The following is a 25,446-nucleotide window of genomic DNA, read 5'->3' as shown; positions in this document are numbered from 1 at the left end:
TTTCAGCGTGTAGGCAAACCTTCGCATTCGTTGTCAGTCCTGTGCTTCGGTGCTCACGAATTCAACATTCGCTTCGCTCCAATGCTCGTCCTTCCTAGACTTCAAAGGTTTTCAATCACGCTGAAAAGATGACAAAATCCTAAAACGAAAACTGTTTTAGGATTTTGTCAACATTCTGAGCTTGGCTTACAAAGCCAAGTTTAGTCATCCAGCTGTTCCGCTTTCTCCTTCGGCATGACGACGTGAATGTGTCGATACAGATTCACGAATTCGCCCGGCAGCATGCCGCCGTACTCGCCGTCCAGGTTCAGCTGCATCTTTTCTGATACATTGACTTTCACGCGGTTCGCTTTTGTATAAATAATGTGCTGGTCGTTGATGTGTTCGCCGCGAAGCGCCATCGTGGCGACCCTAATAAATTCAGCAAGGTTTGCTTTCTTTAGTATCATCAAATCAAACATGCCGTCATTCAGGCTGGAATCCGGCGCGAGTTTTTCGAACCCGCCGACGGAATTTGTCAGCGTGACCAAAAACAGCATGATTTCACCTTGAAACAGCTTGCCGTCATATTCAATCTCGACTTCTGTCGGACGAAGTGAAGGCAGCATTTCCATTCCTTTTAAATAATAAGCAAGCTGGCCGAGCATTGTTTTGAGTTTGCTTGGCACGTCGTACGTCAACTCGGTCAGACGGCCTCCTCCGGCGATATTGATAAAATACTGGCCGTTGACCTGTCCGATATCAATCGGGCGGGCGACGCCGTTAATGACCGTATCTGCCGCTTTTAAAATATCCTCTCGCGGAATGCCGAGCGCTCTGGCGAAGTCGTTCGTGGTGCCGACAGGAATCACACCGAGTGTCGGACGGTTGTCTAAAGGCGCAAGCCCGTTGACGACCTCGTTGATCGTTCCGTCTCCGCCTGCCGCAATGATCAGGTCAAACTCACGCAATGCCGCTTCCTTGGCAGCGTGTGTAGCGTCTCCTGCGCATGTCGTCGCATGGGTGGAGGTCTCATAGCCGGCTTGTTCAAATTTTTGCAGGACCTGGGCAAGATGCTTTTTAAAGATCTCCCGTCCTGAAGTCGGATTGTATATTATGCGTGCACGTTTCATTATCTCATCATCCTACTTAAGAGTATCCGATCCATTTTTACACTAACAACCTTTAATTATACTATGAGTTAAAAAAATCGCAACAAAATGTACATAATCTTACAGATGAAAACGCACAAAAGCCCCAGCAGAGCTGAGGCTTTTTGTTTTTTACTCTTCTTCTGTTCCCGGTTTTTTCTTGCGGAACTTCGCCAATACTTCATATACGATTGGCACGATCAGGAGTGTCAGAAGTGTTGAACTGATTAAACCGCCGATAACCGTGACGCCGAGTCCTTTTGAAATGACTTGGCTTCCGCCTTCGAAGCCGAGTGCTAATGGAATCAAGGCGCCGATTGTCGCAATGGCTGTCATCAGGATCGGACGGAGTCGTGTAGAGCCGGCTTCCAGGAGCGCTTCTCTCGTAGACAGGCCTTCCGCTTCCTTATGAATCACGCGGTCAATTAAGACAATGGCATTCGTGACAACGATACCGATCAGCATGAGCATACCGATCATTGCGTTCAGACTGATCGTTTCACCAGATACGTAAAGTCCGACCAGGGCACCGATGACTGTGAACGGCAATGAGAACAGAATCGCAAATGGCGCTAGCGCTCCGCCGAAGGTAATCACGAGCACAAGGTAAACGATTGCTATTGCTGCCAGCATCGCTAAACCGAGCTTCGTGAAGGAATCAGCGATATCCGCTGATACGCCGCCTGTGTCAATCGATACGTTATCAGGATGGTCAAGCTTATCGATTTTCTTCTGGATAGCAGCTGATACGGCTGTGACGTTGTCAGATGTAACCTCACCTGTGACATCCGCATAGACTTTTCCGTCACGTTTTGACACGGTATCTGATGTTGATCCTTCTTTCACTTTTGCCACATCGCCGATTTTGACTTCCTGGCCAGTCGCTGAAGTGATCTTTTTATTCTCTAAATCTTTCACACTCTTATACTCGTCTTTTTCTGTCTTAATGTTCACATCAAGCTCTTTGCCGTCTTTTTTCACTGTGGTGAGCGGTTCTTGCGATGTTTGTGACATTAAGGCCTGAGAAATTTGAGACGCGGTTAAACCGAGTTTGCTTAGTTTTTCTTGGTCAGCGACAAATGTGTACTCATCATATGTGCTGGAAAGGCCTGAGTTTACGTTTTTCAGATCCTTTTCATCTTTCATGATTTTTTCAATGTCTTTGACCGTGTCTTTAATATCGTTTTCAGAATCGCCATACACATAGTATGTTAATTCGTTGTTATTGCCTGAAGAGCTGAAGTCCTGTGACTTCCATTCTCCGCGGTCAGATTGCTTTTGGATTTCCTTCAGAACGTTATCTTTTTCTTTATCAAAGTCAGGTGTGTCGCTTTCATATTTGATATAGAATAACGCACCGTTAGAATCTCCTCCGGCAAGCGGGCTGCCAGAGCCTAATGAATACTGAACCGTATCGACATGCTTGCGGTCAAGCAGGATTTTTTCCGCTTTTTCAGCTTCATTTTCGGCTTCTTTTTTCGTTTCACCCGGTTCTGGGCTGTATGTGAGCTGCATCGTTTTTTCTTCCTCGGACGGCAGGTAGCTGGCACCGATTAACGGTACGAGGAACAAGCTTCCAAGGAGCATCAGAACAGCGATGATAGACGTGATCCATTTGTGGCTCAGCGCCCAGTTCAATACTTTTTTATAGATGTTTGCAAGTCTGCCAGGTTTGTGTTCTTTCGCTTTAATCGGCGCGCCCGTTAATGATTTTTTGAACAGGCTGTGTGCGAGCATCGGCACAAGCGTGATTGAAATCACCAGGGATGCGGCAAGCGCAAAAACAATTGTTAAGGCAAACGGAATAAACAACTCACCGATTTGTCCGCCTACAAGTGCGAGCGGCAGGAATACCGCAATTGTCACAATCGTTGATGACATGATCGGTTTAAACATTTCCTTCGTCGCTTCACGAACCAAAGCTTTTCCGCGGAGCGGCTCGTCTTTGAGTCTCATTCGGCGATAAATGTTCTCGATCACAACGATTGAGTCATCGACTACACGCCCGATGGCAACGGTCATTGCGCCGAGCGTCATAATATTCAATGTGATATCAAGCTGCTGCAGCACAAGGAGTGCGATCAGCAATGATAATGGAATTGAAATTACCGAAATTAATGTTGATTTGATATCTCTTAAGAATAAGAGAATAATCACAATCGCAAAAATAGCACCGAAAATGGCTTTGCTTAACATCGTGTCAACTGACTGTGTGATCGGCTCCGCCATGTCGAGAGTTGCGCTGTAATTGAAGCCTTTATGGTCTTCTTTGAACTTCTTCAGCTCAGCTTTGACATCGTCGGCAACCTCTACCGTATTCGCATCGTTTGCTTTGACGATGTTGATGCCGATGCTGTCTTTGCCATTTGTGCGTGAAACGGATTCAGCTTTTTTCACATCTTTAATTGTAGCAATGTCAGAAAGCTTGACCGTCGGCACTGCTGTGCTTGCGCTTTGCTGCGCCTGTGCTGCCGCTTGCGCGCTTTGAGCTGCTTGAGCACTCTGCGCACCCGCTTGAGATGCTGCGCTGCTTCCTGCACTTGAAGCAGATGCCGTCGGGATTCTCATATTCTTCAAATCTTTAATTGTTTCAATATCGCCGCTGACGACGACAGATTTTTCTTCATTTCCGAATGTGTACAATCCAAGCGGAGTTGTCACATCTGAACCTTGAATCACTTGCTTGACTGTATCTTCATCAAGGCCGTATTCCTTCAGTTTGTCTTCTTTGAAAGAGAATTCAACCTCTTCCACCTGCTGGCCTGATACTTGGACTGACGCAACGCCTTCTATGCCTTCAAGCTTAGAAACGAGGCTGTGCTCCACTTGTTTCGTTAGCTCTTGCAGGTTATCTTTATCACTGGACACACTCAGCGTCAGAATCGGGAATGAATTCAAGCTGTAGCGTGAAATCTCCGGATCCTTCGCGTCATCAGGCAGGTTGACGTTTTCTAACGCTTCAGCTGCTTCTGTTTTCGCTTTGTCCATATCTTTCTCATAATCATATTCAATCATGACCGACGATGCGTTTTCATAGGACGTCGAAGTCACAACACTGACACCGTCCAAGTTCTGCACGGCTTGTTCAACCGGTTTGGTCACTTCATCAGCCACTTGGCTTGGTGTCGCACCCGGATATGTCGTGCTGATCGTCAAGTAAGGCATGTTCACGTCAGGAATAGACTCTTGCTTCATATTCATACCCGCATACAAGCCGGCTGCCGTTACAATAATCGTCATCAGCCATACGGCGAATTTGTTTTTCAGAACGAAATTAATAACGTGATTCATCATATCCTCCATTACATTTTTTATTGACTGACTGGTCATTCTATATAATACTAAACGTTATAACGCAACAACGTCAACTCATATACCAGAAAATTTTACTAAATTTTTCAAGGATTAAGGGGAAGCACGTCATGAATGAAAAAAAAGAGAGAATTATAAAAACCAGCATTCGTTTATTTGCGAAAAAAGGATTCGCAGCTACGACGATCCAAGAAATCGCCAGTGAATGCGGCATTTCGAAGGGCGCTTTTTATTTGCACTTCAAATCGAAAGAAGCGCTGCTGTTATCTGCCTGTGAATATTATATCGGTATGTCTATGAACAAAATGAAAAATATAGAAGAAGATCTTGCTGGAAAGCCGCCTAAAGAAGTTTTGAAAAAACAAATTGGCGCTCAATTTGAGGATTTTCGTGATCATAAAGATTTTATCGTACTTTTGCTTACCGAAAATATCATTCCGGAAAATCAAGAAATCAAGCAATATTTTTACAAAGTAACCATGGAGACGGATAAGCTGTACCGGAACGCCTTGCTGTCGTCTTATGGAAAAGGAATCGAGCAGTACATCGCAGATCTGTCCATCATGGCAAGAGGCATCGTGCATTCCTATATGAATGTGATGGTATTTAATTGTGAGCTTAATATCGGTGCAGAAGAAATCTCAGCCTTTATCATCGAGAGACTGGATGATCTTGTACAGGGACTGAGCCGTTCTGCACTCAATCCGATTGTGTCAAAAGACATTTTCAACCCGATGCCTGCGGAGAAAGACCAGTTGCTTGAGGACATTCAGAAAGTGAAAGAAAACAGCACGCTGCCCGAGGATATCACCGTGTCACTTGATGTTATCGAGGAAGAATTGACTCAGGATAAACCGCGCAAACCGATTATTAAAGGCATGCTGTCCAATTTGACCGGAACCAACGACAAAGAAGTTGAAAGGCTTCGTGCTCTCATCTCTGTCTTTATCTCAATTTGACCATAAAAAAAGCAGCCTCTAAGGGCTGCTTTTTTATTAGCGTTTTTTAATTTCTTCAAGCAGAATTTTGTTGACCATCGGCGGGTTGGCTTGTCCTTTGGACGCTTTCATAATCTGTCCGACTAGGAAGCCGATCGCGCGGTCTTTTCCGTTTTTAAAGTCTTCGATTGATTGAGGATTGTTGTCAAGCGCCTCAGTGACAAGCTTCAGAAGCACGCCTTCGTCAGAAATCTGAACAAGGCCTTTCTCTTTCACAATCTTCTCTGCGTCGCCGCCTTTTTCAATCAACTCTTTAAACACTTTCTTCGCGATCTTAGAAGAAATGGTTCCTTTTTCAATCAATTTGATCATGCCGGCAAGGCCTTCAGGTGTCAGGGCAACATCGGCAAGCTCTTTTTGTTCTGCGTTTAGGTAAGCTGACACTTCACCCATCAGCCAGTTAGACGCTTGTTTAGCTTCAGCGCCTTTTTGAACGGTTTCTTCGAAGAAATCAGCCATTTCTTTTGTCAGCGTCAGAACCATCGCGTCATATGCAGGCAAGCCAAGCTCTTCGATATAACGCTTGCGGCGCTCATCCGGAAGCTCAGGAATGCTTGCTTTTACGCGTTCCTTCCATTCATCATCAATGTAGAGCTCGACTAGATCCGGCTCTGGGAAGTAACGGTAGTCGTCAGATCCCTCTTTGACACGCATAAGAATGGTTTTCTTCGTTGCTTCATCATAACGGCGAGTTTCCTGCTGGATGACGCCGCCGGAAAGAAGAACCTGCTCCTGGCGTTTTTCTTCATGCTCAAGGCCTTTTTGAACAAACGCAAAGGAGTTCAAGTTTTTCAATTCTGTTTTTGTGCCGAATTCCTCTTGGCCGATCGGACGAAGAGAGATATTGGCGTCACAGCGAAGTGAGCCTTCTTCCATTTTACAGTCGGAAACGCCTGTATATTGGATGATGGATTTCAGCTTTTCAAGATACGCGTACGCTTCTTCCGGCGTGCGGATATCCGGCTCTGATACGATCTCAACAAGCGGCGTTCCTTGGCGGTTGAAGTCAACAAGAGAATAGCCGTCGCCTGTGTGTGTCAGTTTTCCGGCATCTTCTTCAAGGTGAAGGCGCGTGATGCCGATGCGTTTTGTTTTTCCGCCGACTTCAATTTCGATCCAGCCGTTTTCGCCGATTGGCTTATCAAATTGAGAAATCTGATACGCTTTCGGGTTGTCAGGATAGAAATAGTTTTTGCGGTCAAACTTCGTATCCGTTGCGATCTCACAGTTGAGCGCCATAGCGGCTTTCATTGCGAATTCAACGGCTTCTTTGTTCAGAACAGGCAGGACGCCCGGATATCCGAGGTCAATAACGCTTGTCTGCGTATTCGCCTCCGCGCCGAATGGCGTTGGAGAGCTTGAGAAAATTTTTGATTTTGTTTTTAACTCAACGTGGACTTCAAGTCCGATTACCGTTTCAAAGTTCAATTCTTTTCACCCCTTACAGTTCAGGTTTTGCTTTATGATGGTCTGTCGCTTGTTCAAATGCATGAGCAACGCGGTATACAGTGCTTTCATCAAAGTGTTTTCCGATGATTTGCAGGCCGAGCGGAAGTCCGTCTGCTAATCCGCATGGCACGCTGATTCCCGGTACGCCGGCAAGGTTGACCGGAATCGTTAAGATATCGTTTGCGTACATTGTGAGCGGATCCTTCGTGTTTTCACCGATTTTAAACGCAGGTGTCGGTGTAGTCGGTCCAACAATAACATCATATTTTTCAAATACGTCCTCGAAATCCTTCTTAATCAACGTACGCACTTTTTGCGCTTTTTTGTAGTACGCATCGTAGTAGCCTGAGCTTAAAGCAAACGTTCCGAGCATGATGCGGCGTTTGACTTCATTTCCAAAACCTTCAGCGCGTGTTTGCTTGTAAAGGTCGATCAGGTTATCCGCGTTGTCTGTGCGGTAGCCGTAGCGGATGCCGTCAAAGCGTGCAAGGTTCGCTGACGCTTCAGAAGATGACAGCAGGTAATATGTCGCAAGCGCGTATTTACTGTGCGGAAGAGACACTTCTTCCCATGTAGCGCCGAGACCTTCAAGGACTTTCAGCGCTGCTAGGACAGATTCTCTCGCTTCTTTGCCGACACCTTCACCAAGGTATTCTTTCGGAACGGCGATTTTCAGTCCTTTGATGTCTCCAGTTAATGAAGAAAGAAAATCAGGCACGTCCACATTTGCACTCGTGGAGTCCATTTTGTCTACGCCGGAAATCGCTTGAAGTAAAAACGCGTTATCCTCAACCGTACGTGTAATCGGCCCGATTTGGTCTAATGAAGACGCAAATGCGACCAAGCCGTAACGAGATACACGTCCGTATGTAGGTTTTAATCCGACAACGCCGCAGAAAGATGCCGGCTGACGGATGGAGCCGCCTGTGTCAGATCCAAGAGAAAACGGAACTTCTCCCGCAGCAACCGCAGCCGCAGATCCGCCGCTTGAACCGCCGGGAACTGTATCCAGATTCCAAGGGTTTTTCGTCAGCTTGTAAGCAGAGTTTTCGGTAGATGACCCCATGGCGAATTCGTCCATGTTCAGTTTTCCGATTGTGACCGCTTCAGCGTCTTGAAGGCGCTGAACGACAGTAGCGTCATAGATCGGATCAAAGTTTTCGAGAATTTTGCTGGAGCATGTTGTGCGCAGCCCTTTTGTTACGATATTATCTTTTACGCCGATCGGCATACCGAAAAGAAGACCGTGCTCAGAACGGCCGTCAACCGCCTCATCAAGCTCCTTCGCGTATGCGCGCGCTCTTTCTTCATCTAATGCCAAAAAGGCTTGTACCTTATCATCAACCGCTTGGATGCGTTTATAAGATTCGTCAACCAGGTCAGAAATCTTAATCTCTTTTTTATGTATGAGCTGTTTTAATTCTGTGATTTTATGATCAAATAATGACATTCTTGTGTCCCTCCTTTAGTCCAGAATTGATGGCACACGAATATAGCCGTCTTTATGGTCAGGCGCATTTTTCATGACATCCTCAACCGGAAGACCTTTACCCGCTTCATCTTCTCTCATGACATTTTTCATTTTCAGCACGTGAGTTGTAGGCTCCACATTGTCTGTGTTAACCTCATTAAGCTCCTCGGCAAATGAAATGATACTGTCGAGCTGTTCAGTGAACATTTTTGCTTCTTCTTCAGTAATCGCAAGTCTTGCAAGGTGCGCAACGTGCTTTACTTCTTCTATTGAAATTCGTGACATATGATCCACCTCCACATATTTCTCCGTTAAGTCATATAATACTGATCATATCAAAAACAAGCCCTTTAAAGCAACAAAACGCCTTAAGACAGGCCTGTGTTTTCGAAACAATACCCTATATATTTTATACTAAAATGAGGCGAAGGAGAAACGAAATATTTTTCTGAATATTTTTACTTTAATTATTTTTTGAAAGCGTTTTATTCTTTATTCCCTTCTAGGTTTGCAACGGTATTTCTCGCTCATGATCAAGGTTTCATCGCTTGAATGGCTGGGAATACTTTGTTAGGTTAAGTTACCAAGTGCACCCGCAAAAGAATTTCTTTTGTTTTGCACTTACGCCAGGCTGCTTAACTGGCACCATCAATTTGAGAGGTGATGCAACATTATTAGAAATGAAGAGAGGGTAAAACGTGAGTATTGAAATTATTATATCTTTAGGAATTTACTTTATTGCCATGCTGTTAATCGGCTGGTATGCATTCAAGAAAACCACTGACATCAATGATTACATGCTTGGAGGAAGAGGCCTCGGACCATTCGTTACTGCTTTGTCTGCCGGCGCGGCCGATATGAGCGGATGGATGCTGATGGGTGTTCCCGGCGCGATGTTTGCGACAGGGCTGTCCACCTTATGGCTTGCTTTAGGTCTTACAATCGGGGCGTACTCAAATTACTTGCTGCTGGCTCCAAGGCTGCGTGCTTATACGGAAGCGGCGGATGATGCGATTACGATTCCTGATTTCTTTGATAAACGATTCCAGCATTCTTCATCACTGCTGAAAATCGTATCTGCATTGATCATCATGATCTTTTTCACATTGTATACCTCTTCCGGTATGGTATCTGGCGGACGGCTGTTTGAATCTGCTTTTGGGGCGGATTACAAATTAGGCTTGTTTCTGACCACTGCAGTTGTCGTGTTATACACACTGTTTGGCGGTTTCCTTGCTGTCAGTCTGACTGACTTCGTGCAGGGTGCGATCATGTTTGCAGCACTAGTGCTTGTGCCGATCGTTGCTTTTACCCATGTGGGCGGCGTTGCTCCGACTTTCCATGAAATCGACGCTGTTAATCCACATTTATTGGATATTTTTAAAGGCGCGAGCGTCATTAGCATTATTTCCTATTTAGCCTGGGGATTGGGCTACTACGGCCAGCCTCATATCATCGTCCGATTTATGGCCATTAAAGACATTAAAGATTTAAAACCTGCACGCCGAATCGGCATGAGCTGGATGATCATTACAGTTCTAGGTTCCGTGCTGACGGGTTTAATCGGTGTTGCATACGCCCATAAATTCGGAGTTGCTGTAAAAGATCCGGAGATGATTTTCATTATCTTCTCTAAAATCTTGTTCCACCCATTAATTACAGGGTTCTTATTGTCAGCTATTTTGGCTGCCATCATGAGTTCGATTTCCTCACAGCTCTTAGTCACAGCAAGTGCTGTAACAGAGGATTTATACCGGTCATTTTTCAGACGAAAAGCTTCCGATAAAGAATTGGTCATGATCGGGCGTTTGTCCGTCTTAGTCATTGCCGTTATCGCGGTACTCTTATCATTGAACCCGAACAGCACCATTCTTGATTTGGTCGGATACGCTTGGGCCGGCTTCGGTTCAGCTTTCGGACCTGCGATTCTGCTCAGTCTGTATTGGAAGCGAATGAACGAATGGGGCGCGCTTGCTGCCATGATTGTCGGGGCTGCGACCGTGTTGATCTGGATTACAACCGGCCTGGCAAAATCAACCGGTGTGTACGAAATTATTCCTGGGTTTATTCTCAGTATGATTGCCGGCATCATTGTCAGCATGATCACAAAACGTCCTGCAAAAGCCTCTTACCGATTATTCGGTGTCATGGAAAAGCTGTTAAAACGCAAAAAGTAAGCAATAAGCCATCAAGCGCAGCTTGGTGGCTTTTGTGCTCTTGTTTTGCTATAAATACTGTGAGAAAATCATATTTATTTAAAAAACACCATAGAGAAGGGGGAAGTTGCTGTTGAGCTGGTACATTGATCCTGATATTTTATTGAAATTGGGCATTGCCACATTGATTGGCATGGTCATCGGGCTTGAACGCGAATTAAAAAATAAGCCGCTCGGATTAAAAACCTGTATTGTCATCGCAGTCAGCTCATGCATGCTGACGATCGTCAGTATTAATGCGGCATATCATTTCCCTAAATACTACCGCATCATGATGGATCCGCTTCGTCTGCCGGCACAAATCATCTCCGGCGTCGGGTTTATCGGAGCCGGTGTCATCCTGCGAAAAAGCAATGATGTCATTTCCGGCCTGACGACATCGGCCATGATCTGGGGGGCAGCGGGGCTCGGGCTGGCTACGGGAGCCGGTTTTTATAAAGAAGCGTTTGCCAGTCTTCTGTTCATCCTGATCAGCGTGGAATTTCTCCCATGGGTGGTCAGAAAAATCGGCCCCGACCGCCTGCAGGAAAAAGACATCCGCATCAGAATGTCACTTTCTGATAAAGACAAAATGACAGAGATTTTAAAAGAAATGAAAAGAAGAGATATCAAAGCACACTCCGTTCGGATCGACGACCTAGGCGAAAAGGATTTTCCAATTATGGAAGTGAAGGTCCGCGTCCATAAAAACAGATACACGACCGACGTCTACTATGACATTAAAGCCATTGAAGGCGTAGTCGGCGTGAAGTGTGATACATTATAAAAGCCAATGGGACTGGAATCCCATTGGCTTTTTCTATCTACACCAGTGCTGAAAAATCAAATGCTGTAATCGGCGTGCCATTCTCTATATCTCTTCTGAAACCGGCCAGCATTTCTTTTTCCTCTTCTCCTATTGTGTTAAGGTCAAACATCTGATGCAGCAATCCGTAAATCAGCATATGGCGAAGGCGGAGGAAATCAGGTATTATCATCAGCCATGTAGGGTCAAGCTCATTTTCCTCCCAGTACCCTTTCATAAAATGCGTCATAAATTCTTCTGTAAACGCAGCTTTATCATCATATGGCACAACAGGATACCACAGGACATTGTAGAGAAGAATGCTAATATCGTTAACAAACCAGTTGTAGCCGATATCATCAAAATCAAATGCCGTGATTTTGCCATGATCCCAGTTAAAATTGCCATGGTGCAGATCCGCATGCACCAAGCCGTAGCTGTCCTGGCTTTTCGGGAGCCTCCGCAGTTCATTCATCAAAGAATCGGCTTGCTGAAACACCTTTATCTGATCTTCAGGCACATATTTTCTCAGCTTTAATTGCTCCTCTTCATCCCATTCCTGTCTTTTGAAAGCGGGATTGCTCAATTTGTAGCTTTTTGTCAGGCTGTGCATGCTGCCTGTGTATCTGCCAAGCTCATAAAATAGCGTTTCATTCCAGTCCGATTCATCCACTTTTTGCCCCGGCGCTTTCTCATACACTCTCAATAAAAATGACCCGCCGTTTCCGTCCGGCACTGCTTCTACATCTTTTCCGTTCAGCGACGGGAGCGGTTTGGCTACTGAAATTCCCCCTATTGCAAGGTGACGGAGCCATTCCATCTCTCCCATTATATAATCAGAAGATCTCCGAATCGTATGGGTAATCTTTAAAATATAAGGTTGATTGTCTTTCATACATTCATATACATAGTTTTCCGCATCAGCCAGAAAACGCACCTGATCTTTTGAGAAACCGTATTTCGCTGCAGCTTCTGCCAAAACCTGCTCTTCCTCAAATATTTTTTTGATATCTTTATGCATGTCTAACATCCTTTCATTGCTATAGATTTGATAATGATTGTTTTCACACGATTTCCAGCATCAACATACCTCCCCTTGATTTGTGTTTCGGCAGAAGCGGAAATATTTTCCCTTTTCCTGTTAATTGTAACATAAAACCCCTTGTGCCAATATGGCACAAGGGGTTTCTATCAGTCATAAATGTGAACAGTCGGCTCTTTATCTCCGGCATTGCGGATAATGACCGCTTCCTGTCCGTCTGAGGACGTGATATTGACTTCGACATCAACTGAGCTCTTAGAGTAGTAGTCCATCACTTCACCCGTTAAGAACTGGGTAAACGCGACAACTTCACTTTTTCCGTAGAATTGCATTGGTATGTCAATCTTCATTTTCTTCATTTCATCATTATCATACAGCGCTGTACCGACAACGCCTGTATAGTTCGGGAAATATTCTTCAATTGAATTTTTGAACCGCTTAAAGACCTCGGTGTCATCCGGGTACTTTTCTGCTGTGGTTGTATCCGCCGGATAGAATACATATTTTTCATTGATGTCATCCCAATTTGAGATATCAGTAGAGCCTGCTTTGACCTCTGTTTTGGCGATGAAGTTCCCCGGCACAATCGATGTTTTTGACGCCTGCTTGTAGAGCGCGACGGTAATCGGCACATTCTTCAAGTTATCTTTTTTACGGAGGCGGTTAATAACCTCCTGTGCGATTTTTTCTCCCTGCTGACGAAGTGTGCTGTCCTTAATCTCCACTTCTTTTTGCGGGTCGCCAGTTTTTTCACGATAGTAATACACGGAGTTTAACGCCAGTCCGATCATGACGCCGCCAAGCTGGATAGAATTCTTGTCTTTTCTGACTAAATAATCGTGCTCAAGCATGGATGCTAAATAAATCGGGCTGCTTTCGTTCTTTTCTTCTGTTGAACCAGAGCTCGGGAGCGCTGGATTCAAGCCTTCATTTTTGAAGTTTTTATCTTCTTTTTCGGCTTTTTTCAAATCAGAGCCCGTTTTTTTCCGTGCCAGCCAGCTTAATACTGTATCCTCATCTAAATATTGTCCTTCTTGGAACAGATAATCGTCAGTCGAGAAAGAATCTTGGGCAAGACGCATCAGCCCTGTTTCAAACTCGTCAATGTCCAGCCTAGTGTTCAGCTGTTCCGTTGTTAAGCCGCGCGCTTTGCCTGCCTTAAACGGCAGCACCATTTTGTAATAGGAGTCAGAGATATTATATTTCGGGACAATCGCTTTTTCTGACGATTTCGCCGTCTTTTGCGTAATCTCTTCCTCCTTCTCCCCCCCGAAACCTGACGAGCAGGCAGACAGCATTAATACTGCCGCCGTTGCCGCCAATGCCAACGTCTTTTTCAATAGAAAACACTCCTCTTATTTCTTTAGCTCTCCCATTAACTGTTCTTCATTCCACACTTCAATGTTCAGCTCTTGTGCTTTTGTCAGCTTGCTTCCCGCCGCTTCTCCGGCGATGACTAAGTCTGTGTTTTTGCTGACGCTTCCAGTCAGCTTTCCGCCCAGCGCTTCGATTTGCGCTTTGGCTTCGTTTCTTGACAGCTCTTCCAGCTTTCCTGTCAGAACAATTGTTTTACCGGCAAAGTAAGAGTCGCTGTCCTCTGCTTTTACTTTTTTCGGGCCTTTGTAGAGCGTGTTTACGCCCAGCTCCTGAAGTTCATTCAAGAGTTCAAGCATTTCTTCTTTATGAAAATAGGTGATCACAGCATCAGCCATTTTTTCACCGATTTCATCTACCGCGAGAAGTTCCTCTTTAGAGGCTTTTTTCAGGTTCTCCAAGCTTTCAAAATGCATGGCAAGCGTCTTTGCGGCCTTTGATCCGATAAAACGGATGCCAAGCCCAAACAGCAGGCGCTCTAACGAATTTTCTTTTGATTTTTGGATGGAGCTGATCAGGTTTTCAGTGGACTTTTCGCCCATGCGCTCGAGCTGGATGACTCGTTCCTTCGTCAGCTTATATAAATCTGCCACATTGCGGACAAGGTTTTCCTCAAACAGCTGTGTGATCACTCGTTCGCCGAGCCCATCAATGTTCATGGCATTGCGGGAAACGAAATGGATCAGCCCTTCCCGGATTTGCGCCGGACATTCAGGGTTAATGCAGCGAAGCGCCACTTCTCCTTCGATCCGGACGAGCTCACTGCCGCATTCAGGACATTCCGTCGGCATGCTGAATTCCTTTTCTTCTCCTGTGCGCTGTTCAACGAGGACATTCACAACTTCCGGGATGATATCGCCCGCTTTTTTGACGACAACCTTATCCAAAATCCGAATGTCCTTCTCTTTAATTAAATCTTCGTTATGAAGGGATGCTCTTGAGACCGTTGTGCCGGCAACTTTTACCGGCTCAAGAATCGCGGTCGGTGTGATCACACCCGTTCTGCCGACATTTAATTCGATATCGAGAAGCTTCGTCACGACCTCTTCAGCAGGAAACTTATACGCGATGGCCCAGCGCGGGCTTTTCGCCGTAAAACCGAGCTCCTCCTGTTGATCGAGAGAATCGACTTTAATGACAATGCCGTCTATTTCATACGGCAGGTCAGCGCGCTTCGCCTGAAACTCATCGACCAGCACTATGACTTCTTCTATGCTGCCGCATTTTTTTCGTTCCTGATTCGTTTTAAATCCGAGTTCGTCGAGAAAATCAAGCCCCTGGCTTTGCGTTTCAACACCCATCTCGTCAAGCTCCGCTATACTGTAGACGAAGATATCGAGGTTTCGTTTCGCTGCAATTTTCGGATCAAGCTGCCTGAGAGATCCCGCCGCGGCATTTCGCGGATTGGCGAACGGTTCTTCCTCATTTTTAATTCGTTCCTCATTAAGAGCTTCAAACGAACGCTTCGGCATATACGCCTCGCCGCGCACTTCGATTGACAGCTCACGGTTCATTTTAAGGGGGATATTGCGGATCGTCTTCAGATTCTCCGTAATATCCTCTCCCGTCGTTCCGTCACCTCTTGTGGCCCCTCTGACAAAATAGCCGTCTTCATAACGGAGAGAAACAGCAAGACCGTCTATTTTCAGCTCCACATTATACGCCACATCGTCGCCGACGGCTTGGCGCACACGGCGGTCGAAATCACGAAGATCATCAGCATTAAAGGCGTTGCCCAGACTGAGCATCGGTGTGCCGTGGGTGACTTTCTGAAACGCTTCAAGCACGGCTCCGCCGACGCGCTGCGTAGGAGAGTCAGGCGTTCTGAGGTCTGGGTGCTCATCCTCGATCGCAATCAGCTCCTGCATCAATCTGTCGTATTCGGCATCTGGGACGCTCGGTTCATCTAAGGTGTAATATTCATAGCTATACTTGTTGATGGTGCGGCGCAGTTCTTCTGCCCGCTGCTTCGCTGTTTCTTTGTCCATCTGCTTCTTCCTTTCCTCTTCAATTACTGCTTTTCAATAGGAGCAAATGCTGCTAACAGGCGTTTCACGCCGACAGGGCTCGGGAAGGCAATATCAAGCTCTGTCCCTTCTCCTTCGCCTTTCACGCTGACGACAGTTCCTGTTCCCCATTTTTTATGGCCCGCCTTATCTCCGACTGCCCAGTTCAAGGTGTCGCCGCCTGTTTTGCTGGCGTAGGATACCGGGCGTGAAACAGGGCCGCGTCTCGGCTGCATTTTTCTCGCAGACGACGCTCTCGTTTCTTTTTTCTCATTTAGGTTTTCCAATAAATCATCCGGTATTTCAGCAATGAAGCGAGATTCCGGGTTCATATTTGTCCGGCCAAACAAGGTGCGCATTTTGGCATTGGTCAGATAAAGCTCCTGTTCCGCCCTTGTAATCCCAACGTACGCAAGGCGGCGTTCTTCTTCCATTTCCGCTTCCTCCATGAGAGAACGGCTATGCGGGAAGACGCCTTCTTCAAGCCCCATCAAGAAAACAACCGGGAACTCCAGTCCTTTCGCGGCGTGCAGTGTCATCAGGGTGATCGCATCCTTGCCGCCTGATTCTTCCTCCTTCTGATCGAGCTGATCAATATCTGCGATCAGCGCCAAGTCTGTCAGGAACGCAACGAGTGTCTTGTCTTCACTTTTCTGTTCAAAGTTTTTCGTAACAGACAGGAACTCGTCGATGTTTTCTAAACGGCTTTGGGCTTCGATCGATTTCTCAGCCTTCAGCATTTCTCTGTACTCGGTCTTATCAAGAATTTCTTCTGTCAGCTCTGTAATGGATAAGTAATCCTGCATATTGGTCAGGTTTTCAATCATCTGTCTAAAGCTGTCAAGCGCGTTTGCCGCTTTGGCACTGACGCCGATAAAATCAACCTGCTGAATCGCTTGGAAAAATGACAAGCCGTTTATGGCCGCATACGAAGCGATTTTTTCAAGTGATGTCGCGCCGACTCCGCGCTTCGGCACATTGACAATGCGCGTGAAACTAATATCGTCATCCGGATTAGATACGAGGCGCAGGTACGCAAGAATGTCTTTAATTTCTTTTCTGTCATAGAACTTTGTGCCGCCGACAATGTTATAGTTCAAGCCCGCTTTGAGAAGCGTTTCCTCAATCACACGGGACTGCGCGTTTGTCCGGTATAAAATGGCGATATCAGACAGCTTCCGCTTGCCTGAGCTGTGAAGCTGATGAATTTTACCGGCCACAAACTGCCCTTCACCGAATTCATTATCACCGCGATAATAGGAAATTTTGATGCCTTCATCGTTTTCCGTCCACAAATTTTTCGGTTTGCGGTTAGAGTTGTTTTTAATGACCTCGTTTGCCGCGCGCAAAATCCGTTTCGTTGAACGATAGTTTTGTTCTAGCAAAATCACGCTTGCATTCGGATAATCTTTTTCAAATGAAAGGATGTTGGTGATATCCGCGCCGCGCCATCTGTAGATTGACTGATCAGAATCCCCCACAACGCAAAGGTTCTGGAAACGCTCGGCAAGCTGCTTAACGAGCATGTATTGCGCCCTGTTCGTATCCTGATACTCATCAACGTGAATGTACTGGAATTTGCGCTGATAAAATTCAAGCACTTCCGGCACTCGGTCAAACAATTTAATCGTCGTCATAATCAAATCGTCAAAATCGAGCGACTGGTTTTTCAATAGCTTCTTCTGATAATCAGCATATACATCGCTGACCACCTGATCGTAGTAGCCGCCAGCAACTTTAGAGAATTCCTCCGGTTCGGTCAATTCGTTTTTTGCACTGCTGATCGTGCCGAGGATGCTTCTCGGGTCAAACTTCTTCGGATCAAGATTGCGCTCCTTCAAAATCCCCTTGATCACTGAAAGCTGGTCCGCCGTATCAAGAATGGAGAAATTTCGGTTGATCCCGATCCGGTCGATATCTCTGCGCAAGATCCGCACGCACATGCTGTGGAATGTGGAAATCCAGATATCGTCCGCGCCGGGTCCAAGGATGCTTTCCACACGTTCTTTCATTTCGCGTGCCGCTTTATTTGTAAATGTAATCGCCAGAATGTTCCACGGCGCCACATGCTTTTCTGCCATTAAATAAGCAATTCTATGGGTCAGGACACGCGTCTTTCCGCTTCCCGCTCCCGCCATCAGCAAAAGAGGCCCGTCCGTTGTTTTGACAGCTTCCTGCTGAACGGGGTTTAAACCGCTTAGTAATTGATTGCTAATATAATTCAAAATTTGTTCACCCGCCTATACAAAACATATGTTCTATCATAAACCAAATCCGTACAATTTACTACTCGCCTTTCACAGCCGCTACTGTTTTCAAAGCCCTGTCAAAATCTTCATACACCGCATTGCCTACAACGATCACGTCCGCATGCTCTGCATACTGTCTGGCCGTTTCCGCATCCTTGATGCCGCCGCCGTAAAACAAGGTTGACGTTTCCAATACAGCCTTCGTTTTCTTGACAGCTTCTATGTCTCCAATCATGCCGCTGTATTCTAAATAAAAAATCGGCAGTTGCAGCAGCTCCGACACACGCGCATAGGCGACAATATCATCCATATTCAGATCGGCGTCCGCTTCAGTCAGTGCCGCGGCTTTGCAATCTGGATTTGCGATGCAGTAGCCCTCCGCCACGATTTCTTCCATAGACATCAGTTCTCCGTATTCCTTCATGGCTTTCTGGTGCATTCCGACAATCCAATCCGCGTTTTTGCTGTTTAATACACTCGGAATAAAATATAAGTCAAAGCCGGGAACGATCGCTTCAATCGCTGACACCTCTAGGACACACGGCACCAAAAACCGTCTTACCTTAGACATCATCCGCAGGACATTATCCTCTGTTACACCATCACTGCCTCCGATAATGACCGCATCCGTTCCTGATTCGCAAAGAATCTCCAGCTGTTCGTCAGGCAAATCTTTATTTGGATCGAGTTTAAAGACATGCTTCCACTCCGTTACATCGTACACGTCATACGTTCCTCCATTCGTTTGTTACCATTTAAACATTATAACAAATTCACATAGCGCGGAAAAACGGAAAAAGCCGTTAATCTCGTTATTCACTGAAAAAGGTGTTTTGATTCTTTTTTCATAAAAAAAGAGAGCATATGGCAGTACCTGCTTGCTGAGTCCTGTATCGGCAAAAGAACACATTTTTCACCAGATTCCTTCTGCTATTGTTTGGAAAGTGTTCAACTGTGGAAATGGTTACATAAAAAGGGAGGCTGAGAGATGAAAACCATCATAATAGCACTCATCGCATTTATCATAGGGATCATCGCTATCCCGATCGTCTTGTTTGCCTGGATCTACATAAAGGATGAAAAACAGCAGGAGCACTCAATTCTTCGCAACTATCCCGTCATCGGAAGGTTTCGGTATATCCTTGAAAAAATCGGGCCGGAGCTGAGGCAGTATTTATACAGCAATGACAATGAGGAGCAGCCTTTTTCACGAAAGGAATATGAGCAAACCGTCATCTCCGGCAAATACAAAAGCAGAATGATGGGCTTTGGATCTGTAAGAGATTTTGATAAACCTGGCTATTATATCCGTAACGCTATGTTTCCAAAACAAAGGGAAGAAATGCATGTAAATCAAACGCCAAAAATTGAAACCCAAATCTATAAAATGGATGCTGACAATCTGTTCAAACGCAAGGAGCATGCCGAACATATCAAGGCAGACCCGTACTTTCTCCATCCTGATGATGTACAGGTGATTGGCGAGCATACATGCGAGAAGCCATTTTATGTGAAGGGCTTAGTCGGCCAGTCTGCCATGAGCTACGGTTCTCTTGGAGAACGGGCTGTTACGGCGCTCTCAAAAGGGCTCCATCAGGCAGGCGGAACCTGGATGAATACAGGTGAAGGAGGATTGTCTGAGTATCACTTAAAGGGCGGCGCCGATATCATTTGCCAAATCGGACCGGGCCTATTCGGCGTGCGCAAAAGAAACGGGGAATTTTCATGGGAGGAATTTAAAAGAAAAAGCAGGATTGACCAGATTAAAGCGTTTGAGCTAAAGCTGGCACAAGGAGCGAAAACCCGCGGCGGCCATGTGGACGGCGCCAAAGTATCAGAGGAAGTGGCAGACATTCGGAATGTCGAACCTGGAAAGTCGATTGACAGCCCGAACCGTTTTTATGAATTCTCAAACCCTCCTGAAATGCTCGATTTTATTGAAAAACTTAGAGATGTCGGGCGAAAGCCAGTCGGCATCAAACTTGTCGCAGGGCATCCTGAAGAATTGCATGAGCTTTTCTCTTATATGCAGAAAAGCGGAAAGCATCCGGATTTTATCACGATCGACGGAAGTGAAGGCGGTACCGGAGCTTCCTTTTACGAGCTCGCGGATACAGTCGGCCTTCCGATTATGACAGCGCTGCCTATTGTGGACACGCTTCTTAAACAGTACGGCTTGCGCAGCCAGCTGAAAATCTTTGCTTCCGGAAAGCTCCTGACTCCTGATAAAATCGCGGTCGCCTTAGCCCTCGGCGCTGACTTTGTCAACATCGCACGCGGCATGATGTTTTCCGTTGGCTGCATCCGCGCTCTCGTCTGCCACACCAACACCTGTCCGGCAGGTGTGGCGACGACAGATCCGAAATTGCAAAAAGCGTTGAGCGTTGAGGAAAAACAGCATCGTGTCTGCAACTACGTTATTTCCCTGCGCGAGGGGCTGTTTAACCTTGCAGCCGCAGCAGGGATCAATTCGCCGATTCATTTTTCCAAGGAGCATGTTGTCTATCGGAAAGAGGATGGCAGTCTCATCGATATCGACAACCTGATCCATCAATTTGTTTCATAAAGAAACCGCCCTTGCCGAACGGCAGGGCGGTTCTATGTTATTTTGAAGAAGACTCAGTTTCCGTCTCCTTCACACGGTCAAGCGCCATTTCATAAGCGTCATTTCCGTAATTTAAGCAGCGTTTCACACGGGAAATCGTAGCCGTGGAAGCGCCTGTTTCTGTTTCAATCTTATGATACGTGTTTCCTTCGCGAAGCATGCGCGCCACTTCAAGGCGCTGAGCCAGCGATTGAATTTCGTTAATTGTGCATAGATCATCGAAGAATCGGTAACATTCCTCCAGGTCTTTCAGCGATAAGATCGAGTTAAATAACTGGTCCAGCTCTTTGCCGCGTAATTTATCGATTTGCATCGTTACACACCTTCTCCTTTACTAATGGAAGCCGCATCAAGATCAGGTACGATATTGATCCAAGTCTTTCCTGGCACAAACGGAAGCCACTTGCCGTCTTTTACCGGCACAATTCTGCCATTCACTTGTTTCCAGTCTGTTTCAATGACGTTTCCGTGCTGAAACAACAGACCTTTTCCCCCTGATTCCAAGTCGATGTCCCGCCTTCCATCTTGATCAATAATATGATGGCTGGCTTCAACAATGAAAATATTTTGCATTGCAACCGGCTTTCCGGTTTCCCGGTCTGTCGTTATGACACCATCAGAGCTTCTTGTATAAGATTCAGCTTTTTTATCATAGTTGTATTCGACAAGATTTGTAACGTTTTTTGTTCCATAATCTACCCGAACATTGTAAGATTCATTTGCAGGTTTTGCATCTGATGTTTGAAACAGCAGCGGATTTGTTTCCTGCTTCAGCTTATAACCCTTTTGTTCCGCCGCCTTTTTTATGTAATCATAAGACGTATAGGAATTGTGGGGCGGTTTGCTGAAATCAGCTCTCCAAAATAAGCTTCCGTCAAAATCCAATCCGTTCATATAATCGGCAGCTCCGGATTCCAGCTGCTCTTTGGCGCCGGGACTCCAGCCGTGATGGACAAATATGCTGTCAAAGCCATTGCTGAGAGTGACGAAATATTCCCGCGCGCTCCGCACAGGTCCGACAGTTTCAGGCATCTGGCTTTGGAAAATGGCCAGAAATCTTGTGATTTGCCCTTCGGCTAGCGCTTCTATGACAATGTCGGCTTTAGACAGACCCGACTGCGGCCTCGCCTTCGGGTGATTGTTCACCACAACAGCAACAGGCCGGCGTTCAGTCACCTTCTGTTCAGTCTTTAGCCCCGTTAAAGGAGCTTTCAGCTTCTTTGCAGTATCCGGGACAGCATCCTTCTGCTGGCAGGATACCAGCAGAAAAAACACGAAACACAGCGCGCAAACTGTCATCCATTTTTTCATATGTCGGCTCCCTGCTCTTTTATATTTTAACGCATTATCGATGGAAAGAGTACAGTTTTTTTCATGACGTCGAAGATTCCTCTTGGCGTAATGCGTATATACGGAAGGTGCGTACTTTGCAAAAAGAGCAGCGTATAGATAGGATCGCAAAACTCATAGCCTCTTTCAGTCAAAAGATCTCTCAGCTTTTGTTCCTTCTCAAGCACGTCTTCATACGCTTCCGAAGAGGCGCAGCCGCACAGCGCAAGCGGGATTTCATGCAGAATGTTTCCGTTCTCCGCTAAAACAATTCCTCCTCCGATTTCTTTCATGCGAGCGAAAGCGAGCAGCATATCCGCTTTATTTTTTCCAATCGCGACAATGTCGCCCGTCGTCGTAAAGGAGCTTACAAATCCCTGCACGCTTGAGGCAAACCCTTTTATCATCGTATTGACGCGCCATTTCCCGTGTCTGTCGAGCATCGTCAAATAACTTTCATCATGGTCAAACGAGAGCTGTTCCATCGAATTGTCGATCTCAATCATATATGGCTCCATAATAACCGCATTCCGCATTTTCACGCCCATCGGCATAGAAAACTGCAAGTCATCCATCGTCATATCATATGAAAGCTCAAGCGGGACAAGACCGCCTTTGTTCCAGTCCGTCTTTGTAAACGCCTTCAAATCACAGCCGTCTTCACGCAGAATAGTCCCTTTTGACAGAACAGTCACGGGATTCGGATTTAACGGATCTTCCAGTATGTTGAGCGATGCCAGTCTACCCGGTCCGACAACTCCTAAATAATCATCCATTTGGTAATACTTTGCGATATTAAATGATGCCATATTGTAGGCGTCGATTGCAGGTACGCCTTCTTCTAACGCGATGCGAATCAGCTCGTTTGTCATGCCGCCTTTATAGAAATTCGGGGTAGCGCCATCTGTCGTGTAAAAGAAGTGGTCATAATAGCGGAAGCCCTTCTCATGCAGCTCTTGCAAGATTTTTCTTACATCAGGGCGAATGGAAGAGTTCCGAAGGGAAACATAATAGCCCAGTTCCAGCCTTCTCATCACTTCATCACCTGTCATCGCTTCATGATCACAATCCGCACCGAACAGCTTCATTTTTGTAAGCGTTTTACCAGAAGCGCCGGGAAAATGCCCTTCAATGCGTTTTCTCTGTTTCTTTGTAGCTTGCATGCAGTGGAGCATTAAATCATCACCATCTACCAGGCGAGGCCATCCGGTCATTTCTCCGCCTTGAATCACATCCGGATGTTCAATCCACTGTTTTCTGACGTCAAATGGAAGGACGTGGTCCTCGTTCAGAACCTCGGTCTGGAGGTCATAGCGTGACCACCAAAAATACTGGACAGGCTGCTTTTTGAGTTCATTCAAAATCGTAAGCGCTTTCTTTTTTCCGCTTTGCAAAAGCAAAAATAAGTTATCATTCACGAATGTCGTTGTTCCATATTGAGACACATATTCCGCCAGTGTTTGGGGATTATATATTTGAAAAGGATGTGCGTGCGGTTCAATATAACCTGGCACAATGTATTTTCCTTCACAATCAATCGTATGAATTTCTTCGGCTCTATTCGGAAGTTCATGACCCACATAAACAATGCGGTCCTGATAAATCCAAATGTTTTTTTTCAGCCATTGTTTTACATATGGATTTAAGACGAGAGCATTCCGTAAAAGGAGCGTTGGAAGCAGCTTTGAGTCTACAACATCAACCTGTGCCCTGATGTCTTTGTTTTTCCAGTTAAAGGTGCGTTCGGACATTCACATACTCTCCTTTACATGTATTAGACTCATGGTATCACATCCTTCCTCATCACGCACGATAAAAACGTTACAAATTTTTGAAGGTTCGGTTAAAAAACTTTTTTAAGTAAAAGGAGCGGATTTCCTTGAAGCCAAACATCAATCTCATCAATGCCGTGTTCAGAATCGCCTGCGGATTGACGATTATGTCAGCCGCCAGTGCAAAGTTTACGAAAAAACCTTGGTGCAGAATGCATCTCTTTTACATCTTTATGGGGGCCATGAAAGCGGGTTCGGGAATTTTGCGCTTCTGTCCTGTGACCTACATGTTTCAACACAGTGATTCTGGAAATAACGAGCATCAAAACGGATAAATGGAAAAGCTTGATCACAAAACGTGATCAAGCTTTTTTTTATGCCCACCCTTTGTTTTCATATAGAGATATCCTGCAGCTGCCAGCACTGCCGGATAAAGAAGCGCCCAGCCGCTGAATGAGTAAATCACTGCGCACGCCACAAATGCCCCGAGCGCCATCCACCAGCCTGAATCTCTCCATCTCAGGAGTTTCAGTGCTGCCGCCAATGTACATATGTAAGATGCGATGAAAGCCGCGCTCGGCCCTTTCAACAGAGTCGTCAAATCGATTTGAAACAGGCCATGCGCCGCAAGCACTAAGCCAAACACTGCGGCCATCGCTGTCAAAACACGGATAGGCGTACGTTTTGTCGCACTGAGTTTTCCAAAAAATACGGGTATGTGCCCCTCTCTCGCCAATGCGTACACCATTCTTGAAAAACCAGCAATATTGGCATGGATGGTAGCGAATGTAATAAACAGCGCTAAACATACCGTGACGTATACACCGCTTTCCCCTGCTCCTTTTGAGATGAGCATGGCAAGCGATGCAATTTCTCCATTCTCTCCATATGAATGAGTACCCACGGTCACAAATGACAGCATGATATACAGCCCCGCCACACAAGACGCTGCCAAAAACAAGCTGAGCGGGACATCTTTTTCAGGACGATGAAATTCCTCAGCCAATGGGGTAATCATTTCCCAGCCTACAAAAGAGAAAAAAATCATAACAGAAACAGATCCAGCGGCAGACCAGCCATGCGGAAGAAACGGTTTGAATTCTGCTATCGTGACGTGTGGCAATGACACAGCAATAGAAGTGACAAGCAGAAATACGATGACACATATAACGAGTGTACTAATGTTTGCTGATAGTTGAATCCCCCTCATATGAAGCAAAATAGATATAGCCAGCATGCAACCAGCAATCAATGTAATCTGCCAATCGGCCGCCTCTGTGATGTAACTGACGTAATGCGCGCCAGTCAAAGCGATGATGGGAACGCCGATCGGAACGGACCCTAACATGATCCAGCCCAAAATAGCCCCGGCTTTTTTCTGAAAGGCCAGCTGCACATAAGCCGTGATTCCTCCCGCGCTAGGCGCTATTTTCACAAGCCGGGCCAGCGTGCCGACAAGAAAAAAGGATAAGAAGGACATGAACACCCAAACAAATAAAGAAGCGGGGCCGGCCGTGTCCGCGGTGACAGACGGCAGGATTAATATCCCGCATCCTAAAACCGCCCCAATCGTTAACGCCGTCCCTTGTATCCAAGTAATAGAGCGCTGTAATTCTGGCAACATGATGCCCCCTCTCTGATTGATGGCTTTATTATAGAAAAAATAAGACGGCATCCATATGCTACAATGAAGTTAAATCAACAGCATT

General features: G+C 45.9%; 18 protein-coding genes and 1 pseudogene. 5 read left to right on the top strand and 14 right to left on the bottom strand.

The genetic code is table 11. From position 1 onward, the window contains the following. Positions 1-200 precede the first annotated feature (200 nt). Both ACZ07B_RS19725 and srfP read right to left on the bottom strand, forming a co-directional pair. Positions 201-1,112, bottom strand: coding sequence for a diacylglycerol kinase (locus ACZ07B_RS19725; protein WP_003233894.1), 912 nt, complete (start codon positions 1,110-1,112; stop codon positions 201-203). Between the two features lie 150 nt (positions 1,113-1,262). Beyond that, complete coding sequence (gene srfP, locus ACZ07B_RS19720) at positions 1,263-4,421, bottom strand: surfactin resistance protein SrfP (protein WP_217020604.1); 3,159 nt, start codon at positions 4,419-4,421, stop codon at positions 1,263-1,265. Between the two features lie 131 nt (positions 4,422-4,552). On the opposite strand from srfP, the pseudogene ACZ07B_RS19715 reads away from it, so the two are divergent. Beyond that, positions 4,553-5,423, top strand: a pseudogene (locus tag ACZ07B_RS19715) (TetR/AcrR family transcriptional regulator). A 14-nt stretch (positions 5,424-5,437) separates the two neighbouring features. Here ACZ07B_RS19715 and gatB read toward each other — a convergent pair. From gatB to gatC, 3 genes are read right to left on the bottom strand one after another with little or no spacing between them, the layout of a single operon-like run. Then, positions 5,438-6,868, bottom strand: coding sequence for an Asp-tRNA(Asn)/Glu-tRNA(Gln) amidotransferase subunit GatB (gene gatB, locus ACZ07B_RS19710; protein ID WP_003219444.1), 1,431 nt, complete (start codon positions 6,866-6,868; stop codon positions 5,438-5,440). Positions 6,869-6,881: 13 nt separating this feature from the next. Then, positions 6,882-8,339: an Asp-tRNA(Asn)/Glu-tRNA(Gln) amidotransferase subunit GatA gene (gene gatA, locus ACZ07B_RS19705; RefSeq protein WP_003242878.1), complete on the bottom strand. Its 1,458-nt coding sequence runs from the start codon at positions 8,337-8,339 to the stop codon at positions 6,882-6,884. A gap of 15 nt (positions 8,340-8,354) precedes the next feature. After that, complete coding sequence (gene gatC, locus ACZ07B_RS19700; protein ID WP_003219442.1) at positions 8,355-8,645, bottom strand: Asp-tRNA(Asn)/Glu-tRNA(Gln) amidotransferase subunit GatC; 291 nt, start codon at positions 8,643-8,645, stop codon at positions 8,355-8,357. A 413-nt stretch (positions 8,646-9,058) separates the two neighbouring features. On the opposite strand from gatC, the gene opuE reads away from it, so the two are divergent. Both opuE and ACZ07B_RS19690 read left to right on the top strand, forming a co-directional pair. Beyond that, positions 9,059-10,537, top strand: coding sequence for a proline transporter OpuE (opuE, locus tag ACZ07B_RS19695; RefSeq protein WP_003242814.1), 1,479 nt, complete (start codon positions 9,059-9,061; stop codon positions 10,535-10,537). Positions 10,538-10,643: 106 nt separating this feature from the next. Continuing rightward, a complete protein-coding gene (locus ACZ07B_RS19690) occupies positions 10,644-11,342 on the top strand; it encodes an MgtC/SapB family protein (protein WP_010886431.1) in 699 nt (232 codons plus the stop codon). A 37-nt stretch (positions 11,343-11,379) separates the two neighbouring features. Here ACZ07B_RS19690 and ACZ07B_RS19685 read toward each other — a convergent pair whose 3' ends face one another. The 5 genes from ACZ07B_RS19685 to pcrB all read right to left on the bottom strand — a co-directional run bounded on the left by ACZ07B_RS19685 (position 11,380) and on the right by pcrB (position 18,755). Further along, positions 11,380-12,390 (bottom strand): phosphotransferase enzyme family protein, encoded by a 1,011-nt coding sequence (locus ACZ07B_RS19685; RefSeq protein ID WP_217020600.1) that lies wholly within the window; start codon positions 12,388-12,390, stop codon positions 11,380-11,382. Positions 12,391-12,551: 161 nt separating this feature from the next. Continuing rightward, complete coding sequence (locus ACZ07B_RS19680) at positions 12,552-13,742, bottom strand: CamS family sex pheromone protein (RefSeq protein ID WP_076458660.1); 1,191 nt, start codon at positions 13,740-13,742, stop codon at positions 12,552-12,554. A 15-nt stretch (positions 13,743-13,757) separates the two neighbouring features. Then, on the bottom strand, positions 13,758-15,764 hold the full coding sequence (gene ligA, locus ACZ07B_RS19675) for an NAD-dependent DNA ligase LigA (protein ID WP_024573222.1): 2,007 nt from the start codon (positions 15,762-15,764) through the stop codon (positions 13,758-13,760). A 23-nt stretch (positions 15,765-15,787) separates the two neighbouring features. Next, positions 15,788-18,007: a DNA helicase PcrA gene (gene pcrA, locus ACZ07B_RS19670; protein WP_101169924.1), complete on the bottom strand. Its 2,220-nt coding sequence runs from the start codon at positions 18,005-18,007 to the stop codon at positions 15,788-15,790. A gap of 61 nt (positions 18,008-18,068) precedes the next feature. After that, positions 18,069-18,755, bottom strand: a complete 687-nt coding sequence (pcrB, locus tag ACZ07B_RS19665; protein ID WP_015715449.1) for a heptaprenylglyceryl phosphate synthase — start codon at positions 18,753-18,755, stop codon at positions 18,069-18,071. 264 nt (positions 18,756-19,019) lie between these two features. On the opposite strand from pcrB, the gene ACZ07B_RS19660 reads away from it, so the two are divergent. Further along, complete coding sequence (locus ACZ07B_RS19660; RefSeq protein ID WP_336805513.1) at positions 19,020-20,597, top strand: FMN-binding glutamate synthase family protein; 1,578 nt, start codon at positions 19,020-19,022, stop codon at positions 20,595-20,597. A gap of 37 nt (positions 20,598-20,634) precedes the next feature. Here the strand turns inward: ACZ07B_RS19660 and ACZ07B_RS19655 are convergent, their stop codons facing one another. From ACZ07B_RS19655 to ACZ07B_RS19645, 3 genes are read right to left on the bottom strand one after another with little or no spacing between them, the layout of a single operon-like run. Next, complete coding sequence (locus ACZ07B_RS19655; RefSeq protein WP_003219429.1) at positions 20,635-20,949, bottom strand: YerC/YecD family TrpR-related protein; 315 nt, start codon at positions 20,947-20,949, stop codon at positions 20,635-20,637. Positions 20,950-20,951: 2 nt separating this feature from the next. Next, positions 20,952-21,947: a DUF3048 domain-containing protein gene (locus ACZ07B_RS19650; protein ID WP_069837340.1), complete on the bottom strand. Its 996-nt coding sequence runs from the start codon at positions 21,945-21,947 to the stop codon at positions 20,952-20,954. 26 nt (positions 21,948-21,973) lie between these two features. Beyond that, entirely contained in the window at positions 21,974-23,716 is a 1,743-nt protein-coding gene (locus ACZ07B_RS19645; RefSeq protein ID WP_464877573.1) for an adenine deaminase, read from the bottom strand. Positions 23,717-23,844: 128 nt separating this feature from the next. Here ACZ07B_RS19645 and ACZ07B_RS19640 point away from each other — a divergent pair, with 128 nt between their 5' ends. After that, positions 23,845-24,072 (top strand): YgaP family membrane protein, encoded by a 228-nt coding sequence (locus tag ACZ07B_RS19640; protein ID WP_124059962.1) that lies wholly within the window; start codon positions 23,845-23,847, stop codon positions 24,070-24,072. 14 nt (positions 24,073-24,086) lie between these two features. On the opposite strand, the gene ACZ07B_RS19635 is transcribed toward ACZ07B_RS19640, so the two are convergent. Beyond that, positions 24,087-25,361, bottom strand: a complete 1,275-nt coding sequence (locus tag ACZ07B_RS19635) for an APC family permease (RefSeq protein WP_464877572.1) — start codon at positions 25,359-25,361, stop codon at positions 24,087-24,089. Positions 25,362-25,446 lie beyond the last annotated feature (85 nt).

Source organism: Bacillus sp. 9.4, from assembly GCF_055486415.1.
Note: the sequence above shows the minus strand (reverse complement) of the source record. Positions and strands in the feature narration are given on the sequence as shown.